At 65.7% G+C, this 16,579-nt stretch carries 15 protein-coding genes; 4 read left to right on the forward strand and 11 right to left on the reverse strand.

The window, feature by feature from the left end; genetic code table 11:
• From NUW51_RS04135 to dapA, 4 genes are read right to left on the reverse strand one after another with little or no spacing between them, the layout of a single operon-like run.
• Nucleotides 1-2,073 (reverse strand): M13 family metallopeptidase, encoded by a 2,073-nt coding sequence (locus NUW51_RS04135; protein WP_265563040.1) that lies wholly within the window; start codon nt 2,071-2,073, stop codon nt 1-3.
• Nucleotides 2,073-2,654, reverse strand: coding sequence for a DUF2062 domain-containing protein (locus tag NUW51_RS04140; RefSeq protein WP_265563042.1), 582 nt, complete (start codon nt 2,652-2,654; stop codon nt 2,073-2,075). Before NUW51_RS04140 ends, NUW51_RS04135 begins: the two co-directional genes overlap by 1 nt.
• The gene (gene smpB / locus NUW51_RS04145; protein WP_265563044.1) at nt 2,647-3,117 is read right to left on the reverse strand and encodes an SsrA-binding protein SmpB; all 471 of its coding nucleotides are present in this window, start codon (nt 3,115-3,117) and stop codon (nt 2,647-2,649) included. The genes NUW51_RS04140 and smpB overlap by 8 nt, the downstream gene beginning before the upstream one ends.
• Nucleotides 3,114-3,995, reverse strand: a complete 882-nt coding sequence (gene dapA, locus NUW51_RS04150) for a 4-hydroxy-tetrahydrodipicolinate synthase (protein ID WP_265563046.1) — start codon at nt 3,993-3,995, stop codon at nt 3,114-3,116. Before dapA ends, smpB begins: the two co-directional genes overlap by 4 nt.
• A gap of 97 nt (nt 3,996-4,092) precedes the next feature.
• Here dapA and NUW51_RS04155 point away from each other — a divergent pair, with 97 nt between their 5' ends.
• Nucleotides 4,093-6,075: a lytic transglycosylase domain-containing protein gene (locus NUW51_RS04155; RefSeq protein ID WP_265563048.1), complete on the forward strand. Its 1,983-nt coding sequence runs from the start codon at nt 4,093-4,095 to the stop codon at nt 6,073-6,075.
• Nucleotides 6,075-6,572: a transcription elongation factor GreB gene (gene greB / locus NUW51_RS04160; protein ID WP_265563050.1), complete on the forward strand. Its 498-nt coding sequence runs from the start codon at nt 6,075-6,077 to the stop codon at nt 6,570-6,572. The genes NUW51_RS04155 and greB overlap by 1 nt, the downstream gene beginning before the upstream one ends.
• On the opposite strand, the gene NUW51_RS04165 is transcribed toward greB, so the two are convergent.
• The 3 genes from NUW51_RS04165 to aspS all read right to left on the reverse strand — a co-directional run bounded on the left by NUW51_RS04165 (nt 6,557) and on the right by aspS (nt 9,400).
• A complete protein-coding gene (locus NUW51_RS04165) occupies nt 6,557-6,685 on the reverse strand; it encodes a DUF2256 domain-containing protein (RefSeq protein ID WP_407696316.1) in 129 nt (42 codons plus the stop codon). The genes greB and NUW51_RS04165 overlap by 16 nt on opposite strands.
• Before the next feature lie 26 nt (nt 6,686-6,711).
• Nucleotides 6,712-7,452 (reverse strand): polyphosphate kinase 2 family protein, encoded by a 741-nt coding sequence (locus NUW51_RS04170; protein ID WP_265563052.1) that lies wholly within the window; start codon nt 7,450-7,452, stop codon nt 6,712-6,714.
• A 127-nt stretch (nt 7,453-7,579) separates the two neighbouring features.
• Entirely contained in the window at nt 7,580-9,400 is a 1,821-nt protein-coding gene (aspS, locus tag NUW51_RS04175; RefSeq protein WP_265563054.1) for an aspartate--tRNA ligase, read from the reverse strand.
• A gap of 116 nt (nt 9,401-9,516) precedes the next feature.
• Between aspS and rnd the strand changes: the two genes are divergently transcribed.
• Nucleotides 9,517-10,683, forward strand: a complete 1,167-nt coding sequence (gene rnd / locus NUW51_RS04180) for a ribonuclease D (RefSeq protein WP_265563056.1) — start codon at nt 9,517-9,519, stop codon at nt 10,681-10,683.
• Nucleotides 10,684-10,735: 52 nt separating this feature from the next.
• Nucleotides 10,736-11,041: a hypothetical protein gene (locus tag NUW51_RS04185; protein ID WP_265563058.1), complete on the forward strand. Its 306-nt coding sequence runs from the start codon at nt 10,736-10,738 to the stop codon at nt 11,039-11,041.
• A 7-nt stretch (nt 11,042-11,048) separates the two neighbouring features.
• Here NUW51_RS04185 and NUW51_RS04190 read toward each other — a convergent pair whose 3' ends face one another.
• Genes NUW51_RS04190 through NUW51_RS04205 form a run of 4 tightly spaced genes read right to left on the reverse strand, consistent with a single transcriptional unit; the run spans nt 11,049 to nt 16,544 of the window.
• Nucleotides 11,049-12,515: a Ppx/GppA phosphatase family protein gene (locus NUW51_RS04190; protein ID WP_265563060.1), complete on the reverse strand. Its 1,467-nt coding sequence runs from the start codon at nt 12,513-12,515 to the stop codon at nt 11,049-11,051.
• Complete coding sequence (locus NUW51_RS04195; RefSeq protein ID WP_407696318.1) at nt 12,512-14,701, reverse strand: RNA degradosome polyphosphate kinase; 2,190 nt, start codon at nt 14,699-14,701, stop codon at nt 12,512-12,514. The genes NUW51_RS04190 and NUW51_RS04195 overlap by 4 nt, the downstream gene beginning before the upstream one ends.
• Nucleotides 14,698-15,309, reverse strand: coding sequence for an HdaA/DnaA family protein (locus tag NUW51_RS04200; protein WP_265563062.1), 612 nt, complete (start codon nt 15,307-15,309; stop codon nt 14,698-14,700). The genes NUW51_RS04195 and NUW51_RS04200 overlap by 4 nt, the downstream gene beginning before the upstream one ends.
• The gene (locus NUW51_RS04205) at nt 15,306-16,544 is read right to left on the reverse strand and encodes a heavy-metal-associated domain-containing protein (RefSeq protein WP_265563064.1); all 1,239 of its coding nucleotides are present in this window, start codon (nt 16,542-16,544) and stop codon (nt 15,306-15,308) included. Before NUW51_RS04205 ends, NUW51_RS04200 begins: the two co-directional genes overlap by 4 nt.
• Between the last annotated feature and the right edge of the window lie 35 nt (nt 16,545-16,579).

The following is a 16,579-nucleotide window of genomic DNA, read 5'->3' on the forward strand; positions in this document are numbered from 1 at the left end:
CTACCAGACGGTCACCCGGTCAGTCGGCGCGAGGTACATCGCATCATCGGCCTCGACCCCGAAGGCATCGTACCAGCTGTCGAAGTTGCGCACGACCCAGACGCGCTGTTCCGACGGCGAATGCGAGTCCGTCTTGAGACGGCGCTTCAGCTCCTCGTCGCGGTAACTGCGGCGCCACACCTGTGCCCAACCGAGGAAGAAGCGCTGATCGCCGGTCGTGCCGTCGATCACGGGCGCCTCCTCACCGCCCAGCGAGGCCTTGTAGGCGTCATAGGCGATGGCGAGACCGGCAAGGTCGCCGATATTCTCGCCGAGCGTGAACTCGCCATCGACATGCTCGCCCGGGAAGATTTCATAGGCGTCATATTGGTCGATGAGCGCCTTTCCGCGCATCTCGAAATTGGCATAGTCGGCCTCGGTCCACCAACCCTGGAGGTTGCCCGAACTGTCGAACTTGGCGCCCTGGTCGTCGAAATGGTGGCTGATCTCGTGACCGATCACCGCGCCGATACCACCATAGTTGATAGCCGGATCGGCGTTGGGGTCGAAGAAGGGCGGCTGCAGGATCGAGGCGGGGAAGACGATCTCCATCATGCCGAAATTGGCATAGGCGTTGACCGTCATCGGGGCCATGCCCCACTCCCAGCGGCGGATCGGTTCTCCGAGACGCGAGATCGCGTCCTGATGGTCATATTCGCGCGAGCGCTGCAAATTGCCGAACAGGTCGCCCGCATCCATCGTCAGGCCCTCATAGGTCTCCCAGCGATCAGGATAGCCGATCTTGACCGTGAACTTGTCGAGCTTGGCCATCGCCTCGACCTTGGTGTTCTCGTCCATCCAATCGGCATCGAGCACGCGGGCGCGCATGGCGTCGAGCACATTGTCGACGAGCGCCTGCATCTGCGCCTTGTAGGCCGGCGGGAAATGGCGCTCGGCATAGACCTGCCCGACATCGTCGCGCAGCGCGTTCGACACGAAGCTCACGCCACGCTTCCAGCGCTCTTCCTGCTCGGGCACGCCCGACAGGGTGCGCGAATAGAAATCGAACACGCGGCCATCGACCGCGGGGGGCAGCACTGAGGCGTAGCTGCGCAGCGCGGCGACGGTGATCTTGTCCTTGAGGACCTCGAGGTCCGCGGCGGCGGCGAGGCCGAGGCCGGCCTCGATCGAGCTCGGGGTCATCACGTTGACCTCGGCGAATTCGTAACCCCCCTCGGCCCACATCGCGGCCCAGTCGTAGCCGGGGGCCAGCGCCTCGAGATCGGCCTTGGAGCCGAGATTGTAGGTCTTCTCGCTGTCGCCGAGTTGGTTGCGGTCCCAATGGACCTCGGCGAGCCGGGTCTCGAAGGCGAGGATCGCCTCGGCCCGGGCGCGGGCATTGCCCTCGCCAGCCAGCATCAGCATGTCGGCGAGATAGTCGACATAGGCAGCGCGCACCGCGACCTGCCGCTCGCCGTCCTCGAGATAATAATCGCGATCGGGAAGCCCGAGGCCCGACTGGCGGACGTTCATGATGTAGCGGCTGCTGTCGCCGGCATCCTGACCGATATACCAGGTGAGCATCCCGCCGCCGAAGCCGAGCCGATCGGCCTTGCCGACCATCGCGGCATAGTCATCGAAGCTGTCGACGGCGTCGATCTCGGCGAGGAGCGGCTGGACCGGCGCCATGCCGAGCGCTTCGATCCGGTCGGTATCGAGAAAGCTGTTATAGGCGGCGCCGACCCGGTTGGTCGGATCCTGCGCGGCCTCGAGAATGATCGCCTTGGTGCGTTCGTTCGAAAGATCGTCGAGCGCACCGAACATGCCGTAGTTCGACTTGTCGGCCGGAATTTCGGTCTGCTCGGCCCAGGTGCCATTGGCATAGTCGTAGAAGTCGTCGCCCGGATCGACCGAACGGTCCATGCCGCTGCTGTCGAAGCCGTAGGTGCCCAGTTCGGGCTGGCCCATCGGCTCATCGCCCAGTTCGGCGGCTGCGTCGGGCAGCGCCGAAGCGGTGCCGAGATCATTGGGGGCATTATGCGCACAGGCCGCCAGCGCGCTCGAAGCGGCCAGGGCAATCATCAATTTCTTCATTATCTCTCCGAAGTGTAAGTCGAGTTCCCCTCGACACTACGCTGCTTCCAGCGGCGTGCAATCCACAATCGCCATCCCACGAGCGACACCCAATAAGCGACGAACGCAAGAACGACGGCGATGACGAATAGACCGATGATGACGGCTGGCGCCGCGTCCGACAAGGCCCATTGCGTCCATTCGCCAAGGCTCGCGCCGCGATCGATCAGGTCGAGGAAAGCGTCGACATTGGTCTGGAAGCCGAGCAGCGAGCCGACCTCCAATCCGGCGAACAGGAACACGGGCGTGGTCGCGGGATTGCTGACCCAGGTGATGGCGGCGGCGATGGGAATGTTGGCGCGCAGCGGGATCGACAGCGCGGCGGCGGCAAACATCTGCAGCCCCGGCACCATCAGGAAGATGCCGATGAACATCCCTACCAGCACCGCGCGCGGCACGGATCGGCGGGTGAAGCGCCAATATTCATGCGCGTCGATATAATGGCGCACCGGCTTGAGCCAGCGCGAGCGGACCAGTTCCTCGCGCGTCGGCGCGTGGCGCTTCAAAAAGCGCCGAAAGGGGCCGGGCGGGGTCTTACCCACGATCCCTCAGGATCCGGGCCTGGTCGCGCTTCCAGTCGCGATCCTTGATCGCCTGGCGCTTGTCATGGACCTTCTTGCCCTTGGCGAGCGCGAGCTCGAGCTTGGCCTTGCCCTCGCCGTTGAAATAGATCGACATGGGCACCAGCGTCATGCCCTGCCGCTGCACCGCACCCATCATCTTGTTGATCTCGCGCTGGTGGAGGAGCAGTTTGCGCGGACGCCGCGTCTCGTGATTGAGGCGGTTGCCGTGGCTATATTCGGGGATGTGGCTGTTGATCAGCCACGCCTCGCCATCCTCGACGGTGGCGTAGCTCTCCTTGATGGAGCCTTCCGATTTGCGCAGCGCCTTCACCTCGGTGCCCTGCAGCACGATGCCCGCCTCGAACCGTTCCTCGATCGAATAATCGTAGGTCGCGCGCCGATTGTCGGCGACGACCTTGACCTTGTTGAAGGCCTTGCTCATCCGACCAGCCCCGCATGGTCGAGCGCGGCATCGACGGCGGCCTTCGAGGCGTCGGACGGCTCGGTCAGCGGCAGGCGCAATCCGGTGCTGCTGCCGGGACGCACCTTCGACAGGGCATATTTGGCCGGGCCGGGCGAGGCGTCGGTGAACAGTGCCGCATGGAGCGGATAGAGCTTGTCCTGCAAGGCGCGCGCCTCGTCCCAGCGCCCATCGAGCGTGGCCTCTTGGAATTGCGCGCACAATTTGGGTGCGACATTGGCGGTGACGCTGATCGCCCCCACCCCGCCCATGGCATTGAAGCCCAATGCCATGTCGTCATTGCCCGAAAGCTGATTGAAATCCTCCCCGCAGGCGAGCCGCTGGGCGGTCACGCGCGCGAGATTGCCGGTGGCGTCCTTGATGGCGACGATCTTCTCGTGCCGCGCAACCTCGGCCAGCGCCTCGACCCCGATGTCGGCGACGGTGCGGCTGGGCACGTTGTAGACCACGATCGGGATGGGCGAGCGTTCGGCGCAGGCGGTAAAATGGGCGACGAGGCCGGCCTGGCTCGGCTTGTTGTAATAAGGCACGACGCAGAGCGCGGCATCGGCGCCTGCCTCGGCGACATTCTGGATCGCGGCGACGACCGCGGCGGTGTCATAGCCGCCGCAGCCCGCGATGACGGGCACGCGCCCCTTGGCCTGTTCGACGCAGGCGGTGACGACGTCGAGATGCTCCTCGCCCGACAGCGTGGCAACCTCGCCCGTTGTCCCGCACGGCACGAGCCCGTGGCTGCCTTCCGCGATCTGCCAGTCGACGAGCGCGCGAAACGCCTCCAGATCGACCGCCCCATCCGCGTCGAACGGGGTCACCAGCGCGGGAATCGAGCCACGAAACATATATTCATCCTTTCTTCGGAACGACTTGCCGCTCCAACCCTTGGTGAGGGTGTAATGTTCAGCGTCTGATAAGAAGCCTTTGCCTAGCATGTCCAGTATGAGGAAGCCCGCCCTTTTCGCCGCCGTCGCCGCCCTGTCGGGCATGGCGGCCTCTTCGGTCGTCGAACAATCCGTTCGGCCCGAGACCCAAGCCGCGAGCGTGGCCGTCGCCGCGCAGTCACGCCCCAGCGTTGCCGTCATCGACGCCGCGATCGGCGAATGGCGTCAGTTGCGGCGCGATAATCGGCCCTCGTTCGAGCGCGCCGCGCGCTTTGCCATCGCCTATCCCGACTGGCCCGAGGCCAATGTCATCCGCGCCCGCGCCGAGGCCGCGATCCACGCCGGCGCGCCCGATGCGACCGTGATCGAATTCTTCCGCAGTGCACCGCCGCGTACCGCCAAGGGCTGGACGCGGCTTGCCTATGCCTATGACCGGCAGGGTCGCGGCATCGAGGCGATGGCCGCGGCCCGTTCGGCCTGGGTCAGCGCCGATCTGTCCTCCGAGGACGAAGCGCTCATTCGCGCCCAATATTGGTCGCGCCTCACCGCGAGCGATCACGCCCGCCGCGTCGATGCCTTGTTGTTCGACAAGCAGGCGAGCCGCGCTTCTGCCTATCTCTCGCTCCTGCCCGCCGACGAGCGCGCCATCGCCGAGGCGCGCGTTGCGCTCCAGCAGGGGGCGGGCGATGCCAATCAGAAATTCGCGCGCGTCGAGGATCGGCTCGACGATCATGCCGGCCTGCTGATGGACCGGGCGCGCTATTATCGTCTCTACAACAACGAGACTGCGGCGCAGGCGCTGCTGGCCCAGCCCCATAATTTCACCACCCGTCCGACCGACATCGACAAATGGTTCGAAATGCTGCTCCTCGCCGCCCAAGGCGCGGAGGAACGCGGGGACTATTCCACCGCCTTCAACATCGCGCGCCAGCTCGAAGACGCGTTCGTGCCGGGCGACGACAAGACGCTGCAGCCCTTCGGCGTGCGCGACAAATACACCGACCTGGCTTGGCTGGCCGGCACCGTGGCGCGCGATCGCCTGCGCCGCCCCGCTGCCGCCAGCACCATGTTCGAACTCTATTCGGGCGGGGGCCGCTCGCTCCAGGTCGAATCCAAGGGTCTCTACTGGGCCGGACGGACTGCCGCCGAGACCGGCGACATGGGCCGCGCGAATGGCCTGTTCGAACGTGCCGCGCAGAGCCCCGAGCTCTTCTACGGCCAGCTCGCGCTCGAACGACTGGGCCGCGAAATCCCGGCGCCCCCGCCCCTGCCCACGCAGGTCGATCCGGCGGTCAGCGCCGAATTTTACGCGCGCCCCATCGTCTCGGCCATCGGCCGCCTCGCCAACAGCCGCGACGAGCAGACGCTGATGGTCCGCGCGCTGGCCGAGAGCCTCGAGACCGAGTCCGAACGCATTCTCGCCTCGCGTTATGCCGAGACCGTCGATCGTCCCGACCTCGGCGTCTGGGTCGCGCGTATCGCGCGCAACAACGGTTCGCTCTTTTACTATCGCTCGGCCTGGCCGACGCATCCGCAAGGGGCGCCCGGCGGTCAGCTATGGAGCTATGCCCATGGCATCACCCGGCAGGAAAGCTCGTTCGACCGCTCGGCGGTCAGCCACGCCAATGCGCATGGCATGATGCAGCTGCTTCCCGCCACGGCGCGCGACCAGGCGCGTCGTTCTGGGCTGCCCTACAGCTACGCCCGCCTGACGCAGGATCCCGCCTATAACGTGCGCCTCGGCAGCGACTATCTGGCGCTCCGCCTCAGGAATTGGGACGGCGCGATCATGCTCGCCGCCGCCAGCTACAACGCGGGTCATGGCAATGCCATGAAATGGGTCCGCCGCTATGGCGACCCGCGCAATCCGGGGGTCGATCAGCTGGCGTGGATCGAACGCATTCCCTTTGGCGAAACCCGCAGCTATGTGCAGCGCGTGATCGAAAATGCCGCCGTCTACGACCGCCTGAACCCCTATGTGCCTGCCTATGGCACGGTCCATGTCTCGCGCCACCTCGGCAAGCCGGGCCAGCCCGGCTGATGAGCGGCGGGGGGAAGGGCCGCCCGCGCTATATCACCCCGCAGGGGTTTGCGCGTATCCGCGAGGAATATGAGCAGCTGTTCGGCACCGAGCGCCCCAAGCTGGTCGAGACGATCAGCTGGGCGGCGGGCAATGGCGATCGCTCGGAAAATGGCGATTACATCTACGGCCGCAAGAAATTGCGCGAGATCGACCGGCGGCTGGGTTACCTCTCGAAGGTCATGAAGAACGCCAAGGTCGTCGATCCGTCACGCGCCGAGCGACGCGACGAGGTCCGTTTCGGCGCGACCGTGACGCTGGTCGACGAAGACGAGCGCAGCCGCATCCTCACCATCGTCGGCGATGACGAGGCCGAGGCGGGCGATGGGCGCGTCGGCTGGTCCTCCCCCATCGCCCGCGCCATCATCGGCGCCCGCGTCGGCGACGAACGCGGGGTGCGGCTTCCTGCCGGCGAGATGTTCTACGAGATCGAGAAGATCGCCTACCCCGAGGCTTGAGACTTGTTGCCCCGGCAGCGGTCGGAGCAATATTTCACCTCGTCCCAGACCTTCGCCCACTTCTTGCGCCACGCGAACGGGCGTCCGCAGCTGGCGCAGGTCTTTTCGGGCAACTCGCCCTTCTTGCGATGCTTGCCGCTCAGCGCAGCGCCTTGCCGGGAAAGTCGATCACCTCATGCTCGCCCTCGGTCGCGGGCGGATCGGCGGGCAGCGCGCGGTCGAGCTCGGCCACGAGGTGCGCCAGCGCCGAATGCACCCCTCGACCGACATCCTCGGCATCGACGAGGCGCCACGGCGCCCAGCGCATGTCGGTTTCCTCGAAGGCGACATTCCAAGCCGCTACATAGTCGTCGCGCCGGTCGCGCGCCAATTCCTCGGCCTCGCGGATCAGCTGGCGTTCCCATGGATCGGCGCGACGCTGGGCAAGGCGCTGGTCGAGCGCGCTAGCGGAGCAATGGAAGAACAGCTTGACGATGGTCGTGTCATGGTCGCGTTGCTGCGCTTCGAATTCGTTGATCTCGTCGCATCCGCGCGACCAATGCTTGTCATCCATGCCGCGGAGCACGCGTTCGTCGACGAGGCTGCGATACCAGCTGCGATAGAAGAGGCTGGATTGTCCCGCCCCCGGCAGGCCGTTCCAATATTTGGCGAGCCAGTGCCGATCCTCGCTGCCGATCGGTTGCGGCTCGAGGCAATGACAATCAGCCGCGCATGGGTCGAGCCCGCCCATCACTTGTCGCAGGAAGGAGCGCTTGCCGCTGGCTTCCCACCCCTCGACGAGCAGGATGAGCCGCTGGCGATGTACCAGCTGGCGCAGTTGCAAGCCCTTGAGCCGCGCACGAAGGTCTTCGAGGCTTTCGCCTGCCAGACCCTCGTTCACCGCCCCCGGTTCGCCTTCTGTTAATTCGATCGGCACGTCACAGGAGTTAACGCGCATTAACGGAAACGGCAAATCGATGGTCCGACGAGCCGTTCCCAATATGGGACGATACGGTCTTTAAGCCGTATCAGCGCTCTTCGACAAGGGTCTCGGGCGCAGGCTCGACGGCCTCATCCTCGGGCTCGGCGGTCACCGCGATCGACAGCTCCTCGAGCTGGCGGTCGGTGACGAGGCTCGGCGCGCCCATCATCAGGTCCTGCGCGCGCTGGTTCATCGGGAAGGTGATGACCTCGCGGATATTGGGCTCGTCGGCGAGCAGCATGACGATGCGGTCGATGCCCGGCGCCGAACCGCCATGCGGCGGCGCGCCCAGTTTGAACGCCTCGATCATCCCCGAGAAATTCTCGTCGACATCGGCCTTGGTGTAGCCGGCGATCTCGAACGCCTTGTACATGATGTCGGGGCGGTGGTTCCGGATCGCGCCCGAGCTCAGCTCGTAACCGTTGCAGACGATGTCATACTGCCAGGCAAGGATGTCGAGCGGATCCTTGTTTTCCAGCGCATCCATTTCGCCCTGCGGCATCGAGAAGGGGTTGTGCGAAAAGTCGACCTTCTGCTGCGCCTCGTCATATTCGTACATCGGGAAATCGACGATCCAGCAGAATTTGAAACAGCCTTCCTCGATGAGGCCGAGGCTCTCGCCGACGCGGGTGCGCGCCGCGCCCGCCAGCTTGGCGGCGTCCTTTTCCTCGCCCGCGGCGAAGAAGATGCCGTCATCGGGGCCGAGGCCGAGTTCGTCGGCCAGCTTGTCCATCTTGTCGGGCCCGTGGTTCTTGGCAATGGGACCGCCCCATTCGCCGCCCTTGCGGGTGGCATAGCCGAGGCCCGGGAAGCCTTCGCTGCGCGCCCAGTCATTCATCTCGTCGAAGAACTTGCGGCTCTTTTCGGCGGTGCCCGGTGCGGGGATCGCGCGGACCTTCTTGCCCTGCGAAACGAGGTTGGCGAACAGCCCGAAGCCCGAGCCTTCGAAATGCGCACCGACGTCGCTGATGACGATGGGATTGCGAAGGTCAGGCTTGTCCGACCCATATTTCAGCATCGCCTCGCGATAGGGAATGCGCGGAAATTCACCGGCGGGCGTGACGCTCTTGCCGTCCGCAAATTCCTCGAACACCCCCGCGAGCACGGGCTCCAGCGCCTGGAAGACGTCTTCCTGCGTGACGAAGCTCATTTCGAAGTCGAGCTGGTAGAATTCGGGGGAACGGTCGGCGCGCAGATCCTCGTCGCGGAAACAGGGCGCGATCTGGAAATAGCGGTCGAAGCCCGAGACCATGAGCAGCTGCTTGAACATCTGCGGCGCCTGCGGGAGCGCATAGAAGCGGCCCGGATGGAGGCGCGAGGGCACCAGATAATCGCGCGCGCCCTCGGGGCTCGAGGCGCCGAGGATCGGCGTCTGGAATTCGGTGAAGCCCTGGTCCTGCATGCGGCGGCGCAGGCTCGAGATCACCTTCGAGCGCAGCATGATATTGTTGTGAACGCGCTCGCGGCGCAGGTCGAGATAGCGATATTTGAGGCGGATTTCCTCGGGATATTCCTGTTCGCCCGCGACCGGCATGGGAAGCTCGGCGGCTTCCGATTGCACCGTCACGCCGCGCGCGAACACCTCGATGGCGCCGGTCGGCAGGCGATCGTTGACCGTGCCCTCGCTGCGCGCCTTCACTTCGCCGTCGATGGTGACGACGCTTTCGAGCTTGAGCTTGTCTAGGATCGGAAGCGCCGGGCTGTCCTCGTCGGCGACGATCTGGGTCAAGCCGTAATGGTCGCGAAGATCGACGAACAGCACGCCCCCATGGTCGCGCTTGCGGTGGACCCAGCCCGACAGGCGGACGGTCTCGCCGACATGGTCCTTGTTGAGGGCGGCGCAATTGTGGGAGCGGTAAGCGTGCATGATCGATCCGGGAAATTTGAGTGGTGCGGGAAGGCCCCCGCTTTCGGGTGCAGCACCTCGCCTTGCAGCTTGTCTTTGTCAAGGCGCGACACTTCGGCTAGGGCGCTTTTCCAACTATGAAAATCCATGATCTCATCCGCGACAGCGCGGAACTCGCACAACTCGTCTCCCGCATGGAAAGCGCCGACTTCGTCGTCGTCGATACCGAATTCATGCGCGAGAACACCTATTGGCCGATCCTCTGCCTGATCCAGATTTCGGACGGCAAGGAAGCAGCCGCCATCGATCCGCTGGCCGACGGCATCGACATGGGGCCGCTCCTCGACCTCCTCGTCGATAATGAGGAGGTGTTGAAGGTCTTTCATGCCGGTGGGCAGGACCTCGAGATTTTCCACAATATCACCGGCAAGGTGCCGACCCCGCTGTTCGACACGCAGATCGCGGCCATGGCGCTCGGTTATGGCGAACAGGTCGGCTACGCCAACCTCGTTGCCGCCACCTTGGGCCATCAGCTCGACAAGGGCGCACGCTTCACCGACTGGTCGCGCCGCCCCCTCGACAAGCGCCAGATCGACTACGCCATCGCCGATGTGACGCATCTCGCCGAAATCTTCCCGACGCTGCTCGAAAAGCTGGTCGAGACCGGCCGCGGCGGCTGGCTCGACGAGGAGATGGCGCGGCTCGCCGATCCTTCCTCCTTCGCCTTCGATCCCGAAGATGCGTGGAAGCGCATCAAACTCCCGAGCCGCAAGCCCGACGTCCTCGGCCGCCTGAAGGCGCTCGCTGCCTGGCGTGAACGCGAGGCCCGGGGCAAGGACTTGCCGCGCGGGCGAATCGTCAAGGACGACACGCTGGGTGAACTGGCCAATCATCCGCCCAGGCGTCAGGAAGACCTCGTCAAGGTGCGCGGCCTCTCCAAGGGCTGGCGCGACAATGAGATCGGCGCGCGGCTGATGGACGCGATCGAGAGCGCCGAACCGCTTCCCAACGAGGAAATGCCGGCCAAACCGCAGCGCCGCCCCGGGCTTACCAAGGATGCGAGCCTCGTCAGCGACCTGTTGAAATTGCTCCTGAAAATCCGCTCGAAGGAGGCCGGCGTCGCGCCGCGCCTCATCGCGCGGGCGCAGGAATTGGAACTGCTCGCGGCGGGCGAACGCGAGGGTCTGGACATCCTGTCGGGCTGGCGGTTCGAGGAATTCGGGCGCGACGCGCTCGACCTCGTGGAAGGCCGCTTGGCTTTCGCCACGGAAAATGGCAAGCTCAAGATGACTAAAACAGGTTAAGCCAAGCGGGTCCATCTCCTCCCACCCGGGCCCGCCAACAGGGGGAAGCGTGATGAAATGGATCCTGCCCGCAACCGCCGCCGTCAGCCTCGCTGCCTGCGTCCAATATCCCTATGATGACGATTATGCCCGGATCGATCGACCGGGCCCCATGTCGAACATCTGCACCAATGTCGCTTATGACGCCTTCATCGGCCAGCCCGCGAGCCAGCAGGTCGCCGACGACATCATCGACGCGACCGGCGCGGGGCTGTTCCAGTGGCGCCGCAATGACGGCATGACCTACGATCCGGTCCCCGAGCGCGTCATGGCCATGCTCGACGACCAGAATATGATCATCGACATTCGTTGCGGCTAGGCCGCGCTCAGGCGAACCGCACCGAAGATTGCAGCGAAAGCGCCGCGGCCAGCTGGTCGTGGCGTTTTTGCACGGCCTGACCATAGAGCCGATATTGTGCCTCGGGCAGGCGCAGGACGAGCATCTCGCCCTCGCGGCGCAGCGAGGATTGGCGCAGCACCTTCTCGGTACCGCCCGACAGCCGCATGGCGAGGCGGATCGCGCGCCCCCAGCCCTCTGCCCGGACAAGGTTCTTCTCGCTCAGCAGCGCCGCGACCTTGGGGTCGAAATCGCCATTGCCGCCGAAAGCCGTGAACAAGGCGCGCCCGATCAGCGCGCGGCCCTTGGCATCCACCCCCACCCAATTGCCATGAAGCGCAAGGTCCACCGCGCGTTCGGCGCGATAATCGGGATGCGCGTTCCACGCGATATCGCCGAGCAAACAGGTCGCCAGCCTGAGGCGCGCCTTATGCGGCCCGTCCTCGGTAAATAGCGGTGCGATCCATTGGTCGAGCAAGGCGCCCAGATCGCCAAAGCGTCCCAGCTGCCGCCCGACCTCGAGTGCGGCGGCGAGCAGCGGATCGTGCGCCCGCTCGGCCTCCGGCAAGTCCTGGTAGAGCAGCCCTTCGCGCAGTCCATCGGCGCTGATGGTGATCGTCTTGGGCTCCAGCAGACGCACCAATTCGCCAAGGATCGCGATGGCGGCCGGCAGATGCGGCACGCGCTGGCTGGAGATGAGCGCGTCCGAGCGCAGCCTTTCCGGACCCCATGCCTCGACCAGCGCCGCCAGTTCGGGCAGCCGCGCCGGATCGAGCCGATGCTGGTGCGCGATGGGAAGCGGATGATGAGCGGAGCGCATATCGAGCTGGGCGATGGCGCGAAAACTGCCGCCGACGAGATAAAGTCCCTCGCCCTTTGCCGCGCGTGCGAGCTGGCCGCCGTCGAGCGCATGGGCGAGCTTTTCGGCGATGAGCGCGACATCGGGCGGATCGCCCACGCGCAGCACGCCAATGGGTTCGGAGGACACCGCGCCGACATGGCCGCGAGCGACCCCGGCGAGTTCGAGACTGCCGCCGCCAAGATCGGCGACGACGCCCTTGGCCCAGGGAATGGCGCTGATGACGCCCAAAGCCGAGGCGGTCGCCTCCTCTTCGCCCGACAATAAAGCAGGCTTCAGCCCCATCTTGGCGCAGGCGTAGAGGAAGTCGTCGCCATTCGAGGCATCGCGCACCGCCGCCGTCGCCACCGTGCGCAGCCGCTTTACCTTCATCAGCCTGGCGATGGCGCGAAAGCGGGCGAGCGCGTCCAAGGCCTCGGCCATTGCTTCCTCGTCCATCGCCCCGTCGGCGCCGAGGCTGCGCCCAAGGCCCGCCATCACCTTTTCGTTGAACAGAATCGAGGGGCTGCGCGCATTGCCGCCATAGACGACGAGCCGGACCGAGTTGGAGCCGATGTCGATGATGCCGACCGGGCCGAAGGCGAGACTGCCGATCATCCGCCGCGCTGGGTCAGTTTCAGCTTGGGGATCTTCTTGCCCGCGAGCGCCGCGCCGCGACCCGACAAGGACGGGTTGGTCATGAAATAATGGTGGCAGTTGAAATGGCGCTTGCCGGGCTTCAGCCGTTCATAGGCACCATCGGGGCCGAGCACCCAGCTCTGCTCGTTATCGATGAGGTTCGCGATCATCACCTGTTCCAGAACCTGCGCATGCACCGTCGGGTTCTCGAGCGGCATCAAATATTCGACGCGGCGGTCGAAATTGCGCGGCATCCAGTCGGCCGAGGAGATGAAGACCTTCGCCTTGTCATGCGGCAGGCGCTCGCCATTGGCGCAGACGAAGATACGGCTATGCTCGAGGAAGCGCCCGACGATCGATTTCACGCGGATATTCTCGCTCAATCCCTCGACCCCGGGCCTGAGACAGCAGATACCGCGCACGACGAGCTCGATCGACACCCCCGCCATGCTGGCAAGATAAAGGCGGTCGATCACCTCGCGATCGACCAGCTGGTTCATCTTGGCCCAGATCGCCGCGGGCCTTCCGGCCTTGGCATGCTCGATCTCGCGGTCGATCAGCTTGAGGATGCGCGCCCGCAGGTTCGCCGGGCTGAAGGTCGCCAGTTCGAGCCCGCGCGGGCGCACGAAACCGGTGACGAGGTTGAACATCTTGGCCGCATCGCGCGCCGCGCGGGTCGAGGCGGTGAAGAAGGACAGGTCGGTATAGATGCGGCTCGTGACGGGGTGATAATTGCCCGTGCCCCAATGGGTATAGGTGCGCATCTTGTCGCCTTCGCGGCGCACCACCATCGCGACCTTGGCGTGGGTCTTCCACTCGAAGAAGCCATAGACGACCTGTACGCCCGCGCGCTCCAATCGCGCCGCCCACAGGATGTTCTGCTCCTCGTCGAAACGCGCCTTCAATTCCACCACGGCGGTGACCGACTTGCCCGCCTCGGCCGCGGTCGCCAGCGCCTCGATGATCTCGGATTGCTTGCCGGCGCGATAGAGCGCCATCTTGATCGCCACCACATCGGGATCCTGCGCCGCCTGGCGCAGGAAGCTCACCACCACGTCGAAGGTCTCATAGGGGTGGTGGACGACAATGTCCTTGGCGCGGATCGCGGCGAAACAGTCGCCGCCATATTCCTTGATGCGCTCGGGGAAACGGGGATTGTAGGGCTCGAACTTGAGGTCGGGCCGTTCGACGTCGACGATCTGGGCAAGGTCGGCCATGCCGATCATGCCCGAGGTTTCGACGATTAGCGCATTGTCGGCCTCAAGGCCCTCGCGCACCACGTCCTCGAGGTCATCGGGCGTGTCGGCGGCCAGTTCGAGACGGATGATCCGCCCACGCCGCCGCCGCTTGATCGCCGAGCGATAGGTAAGGACGAGATCCTCCGCCTCTTCCTCGACCTCGATGTCGCTGTCGCGCAGCACGCGGAACGCACCCGCGCTGCGCTTCTCGAACCCGGGGAACAGCTTGTCGAAGAACTCGCGGATCACGCTCTCGATGGCGATTACCCGCGTGCCTTCCATCTCTTCCGCACGCGGCAGTTCGATAAAGCGCGGTAGTGAGGGCGGGATCATCAGCAGCTCGACCAGTTCCTCGTCGGTCTGCGGATCGTAAAGGTCGAAGATCAGGCCGAACCCCGCATTGGGCACGAAGGGAAAGGGATTGACCCCGTCGACCACTTGCGGGGTGACGACGGGCAGGATTTCCTCGTCGAAGCGATGGGCGAGATAGTCGCTTTCCGCCTCGGTCAATTCCTCGCGGTGGATGACATCGAGCCCCGCCTCCTCGAGCCGGGCGCGCAGGTCGATCCACAGCGCCTGCGCCTCGGCGGTGAGGTCATCGGCGGCCTTGGCGATCTCGTCCAATTGCTGCCCCGGCGTGCGCCCGTCGATCGAATATTCCTCGATGCCCTGCAATTGCTGCCCCTTGAGGCCAGCGACGCGCACCATGAAGAATTCATCGAGGTTCGAGCCCGCGATCGAAAGGAAGCGCAGGCGCTCGAGGAGCGGATGCGCCGGGTTGGCGGCTTCTTCGAGCACGCGGCGATTGAAGGCGAGCCACGACAGTTCGCGATTGAAGAAACGGTCTGTGCCGATGGCCTCGAGCATGGCCTTGGGCGTCAAGGTCCCGCTTTGCGACGTGTCGCCAATCGGATCGGCCTCGCTCATGCCGCCTGTCCCCTTGCTTCCAAGGCGCGCCGGATGGTCGGCACGCTGATCCGCGCGCGCTCGGCGATGGCGAAGCGGTCGATCGCCTCGACGAGGCATTCGGCATCCCAATAGCTGCGCGGCGCGCGTGCGACCAGATAGGCCTGCGCCTCCGGCGGCAGATGCAACCCGCGCGCCTCGAAATGCAACGCGAAGAGGTCGGCCAGCAGCTGGTCGTCGGGGTCGCCTATTCGCAAGATCGGCGAGGCGCCGAGACGAGTGACGAGGTCGGGCAGCTCGGGCGTCCAATGCGGCGGCACTTCGTCGGCCACCAGCAGCAACGGCCGATCTTCCTCCTGCGCCCGGTTCCAGGCGTGGAAAAGCGCTTCCTCGTCATGATCCTGCGCATCGTCGAACACCCGCGCCCCGACCTGCCGCGCAAAAGTGCGCGCGAGCAGGCTGCGCCCCGAGCGGCGCGGCCCGGTCAGGATGGCGGCGCGCACCGGCCAGTCGCGCCAGCCTGCCAGCCCGGCGACCGCGTCGCGATTGGCCTCGCCAGTGAGAAAGGCGACCGCTCCGTTATCCTGCGGCCAGTCGAGCGGAAGGGCGAATTGCGCGGGCGGGCTCACCCGTCGTCACCCTCCGTCACCGGCGCGGGCGGCGGCGGCGCGGGCTGCGGGCTCGGCGCGGGTCGATTGATGGCCTGCCGCTGGATTTGCAGCACGCCTGCGACATAGGTCGAATACCAGCCCCGCGCGAGCAGCGAGGCGCGCAGGCTGTTCACATCGCCGCGATAGGTGACGAGCACGTTGGAAATCGCGCCGGCGGCGAGGCTCTGCTCGGTCACGCCCTCGACCCCCGCGGTCCCGCGCAGCGCGCCGAGCGCGCCCTGCAGGTCGCCGCCATTGGCCGCATAAATCCGCATCTGGTAGGTCGAGACGGCCTGGACGACCTCCTCGAGCTCCTCGACCGGCGGCGGCGCCTGCTTGACGACCAGCGCGCGGTCGGGGCCGAGGTCTCCGGCGCGGAAGGCGCGCGCGAACAATTCGTCCATGCGCTCGGCCCCTTGGCTCATCATCGCCGGAATCGCTTCCGAATTGGCGGCACGCAGTGTGAAGCTGCCGACCGGGGTGCGGCCGCGCCCGACACGCGCGACGAACCGCCCTTCGGCAGGACCGCCGGGATAGAGGCGATGCAGCGTGACTTCGGCGATGAGGATATTACTCGCGCCATAGAGGTCGGCGACATTGGTCCACCATTCGGCGCCCGGACGGCGCGTCACGGCGGCATTGACGAGCAGCGGATCGACCCCAAGACCCGAGACGCGGACATAGTCGATCGGCGTGTCGCCAGTGCGGAAGAAGGCCCAGGCGCGCTGCCAGTCGTTGCGCGTCTCCACGCTCGTCGCCGTGCCGCCGCTCACCGTCACCGGGATCAGCAGCATCGGGGCCGAGCGTTGCTGCCCTCCCGACAGGCCGAGCCGTTCGCCGGTGCGGGCGCGGTCGAACTGGATGCCCAACGTGGCGATATAGCGCGCCGGACCGATCTGCTCGCGCTCCACCACTACTGCGCTGACGAGCTGGTCGAGCGTGCCATCGGACAGTCGCGGTGCCTGTGCGGCGGGCCGGTTAGTAGTCTGCGCCCACAAACGCCGCCAGCCCTCGCGCTGGGCGATGCGCCAGCCATTGAAGCGCGCGTCCTGCGGCGTCTCGCCCGCCACATCGACTTCGATCCCGGTCACTTCGAGCACCTGCGCGGTGTCGCGCGGCAGGATGCCGCGGTCGCCATCCTCCATCTGCGCGGCGGCATAGCCGGCGCCGAGAACGAGGGGCACGAGGAGGAGGAGAAGACGGCGAAGGCTCATAGGATGGCCCTTGTGGCGATTTGGGCGTGGATTTC

It is taken from the genome of Sphingomicrobium arenosum, from assembly GCF_026157085.1.
GTDB lineage: Bacteria > Pseudomonadota > Alphaproteobacteria > Sphingomonadales > Sphingomonadaceae > Sphingomicrobium > Sphingomicrobium arenosum.

Excerpts from the sequence above, each read along its gene's own strand:
- NUW51_RS04155 (WP_265563048.1), top strand. The coding sequence starts at position 4,093 with ATGAGGAAGCCCGCCCTTTTCGCCGCCGTCGCCGCCCTGTCGGGCATG.
- NUW51_RS04195 (WP_407696318.1), bottom strand. The coding sequence starts at position 14,701 with ATGAGCGAGGCCGATCCGATTGGCGACACGTCGCAAAGCGGGACCTTG.
- NUW51_RS04135 (WP_265563040.1), bottom strand. The coding sequence starts at position 2,073 with ATGAAGAAATTGATGATTGCCCTGGCCGCTTCGAGCGCGCTGGCGGCC.
- NUW51_RS04205 (WP_265563064.1), bottom strand. The coding sequence starts at position 16,544 with ATGAGCCTTCGCCGTCTTCTCCTCCTCCTCGTGCCCCTCGTTCTCGGC.
- smpB (WP_265563044.1), bottom strand. The coding sequence starts at position 3,117 with ATGAGCAAGGCCTTCAACAAGGTCAAGGTCGTCGCCGACAATCGGCGC.
- NUW51_RS04185 (WP_265563058.1), top strand. The coding sequence starts at position 10,736 with ATGAAATGGATCCTGCCCGCAACCGCCGCCGTCAGCCTCGCTGCCTGC.
- NUW51_RS04190 (WP_265563060.1), bottom strand. The coding sequence starts at position 12,515 with ATGATCGGCAGTCTCGCCTTCGGCCCGGTCGGCATCATCGACATCGGC.
- aspS (WP_265563054.1), bottom strand. The coding sequence starts at position 9,400 with ATGCACGCTTACCGCTCCCACAATTGCGCCGCCCTCAACAAGGACCAT.
- dapA (WP_265563046.1), bottom strand. The coding sequence starts at position 3,995 with ATGTTTCGTGGCTCGATTCCCGCGCTGGTGACCCCGTTCGACGCGGAT.
- greB (WP_265563050.1), top strand. The coding sequence starts at position 6,075 with ATGAGCGGCGGGGGGAAGGGCCGCCCGCGCTATATCACCCCGCAGGGG.
- rnd (WP_265563056.1), top strand. The coding sequence starts at position 9,517 with ATGAAAATCCATGATCTCATCCGCGACAGCGCGGAACTCGCACAACTC.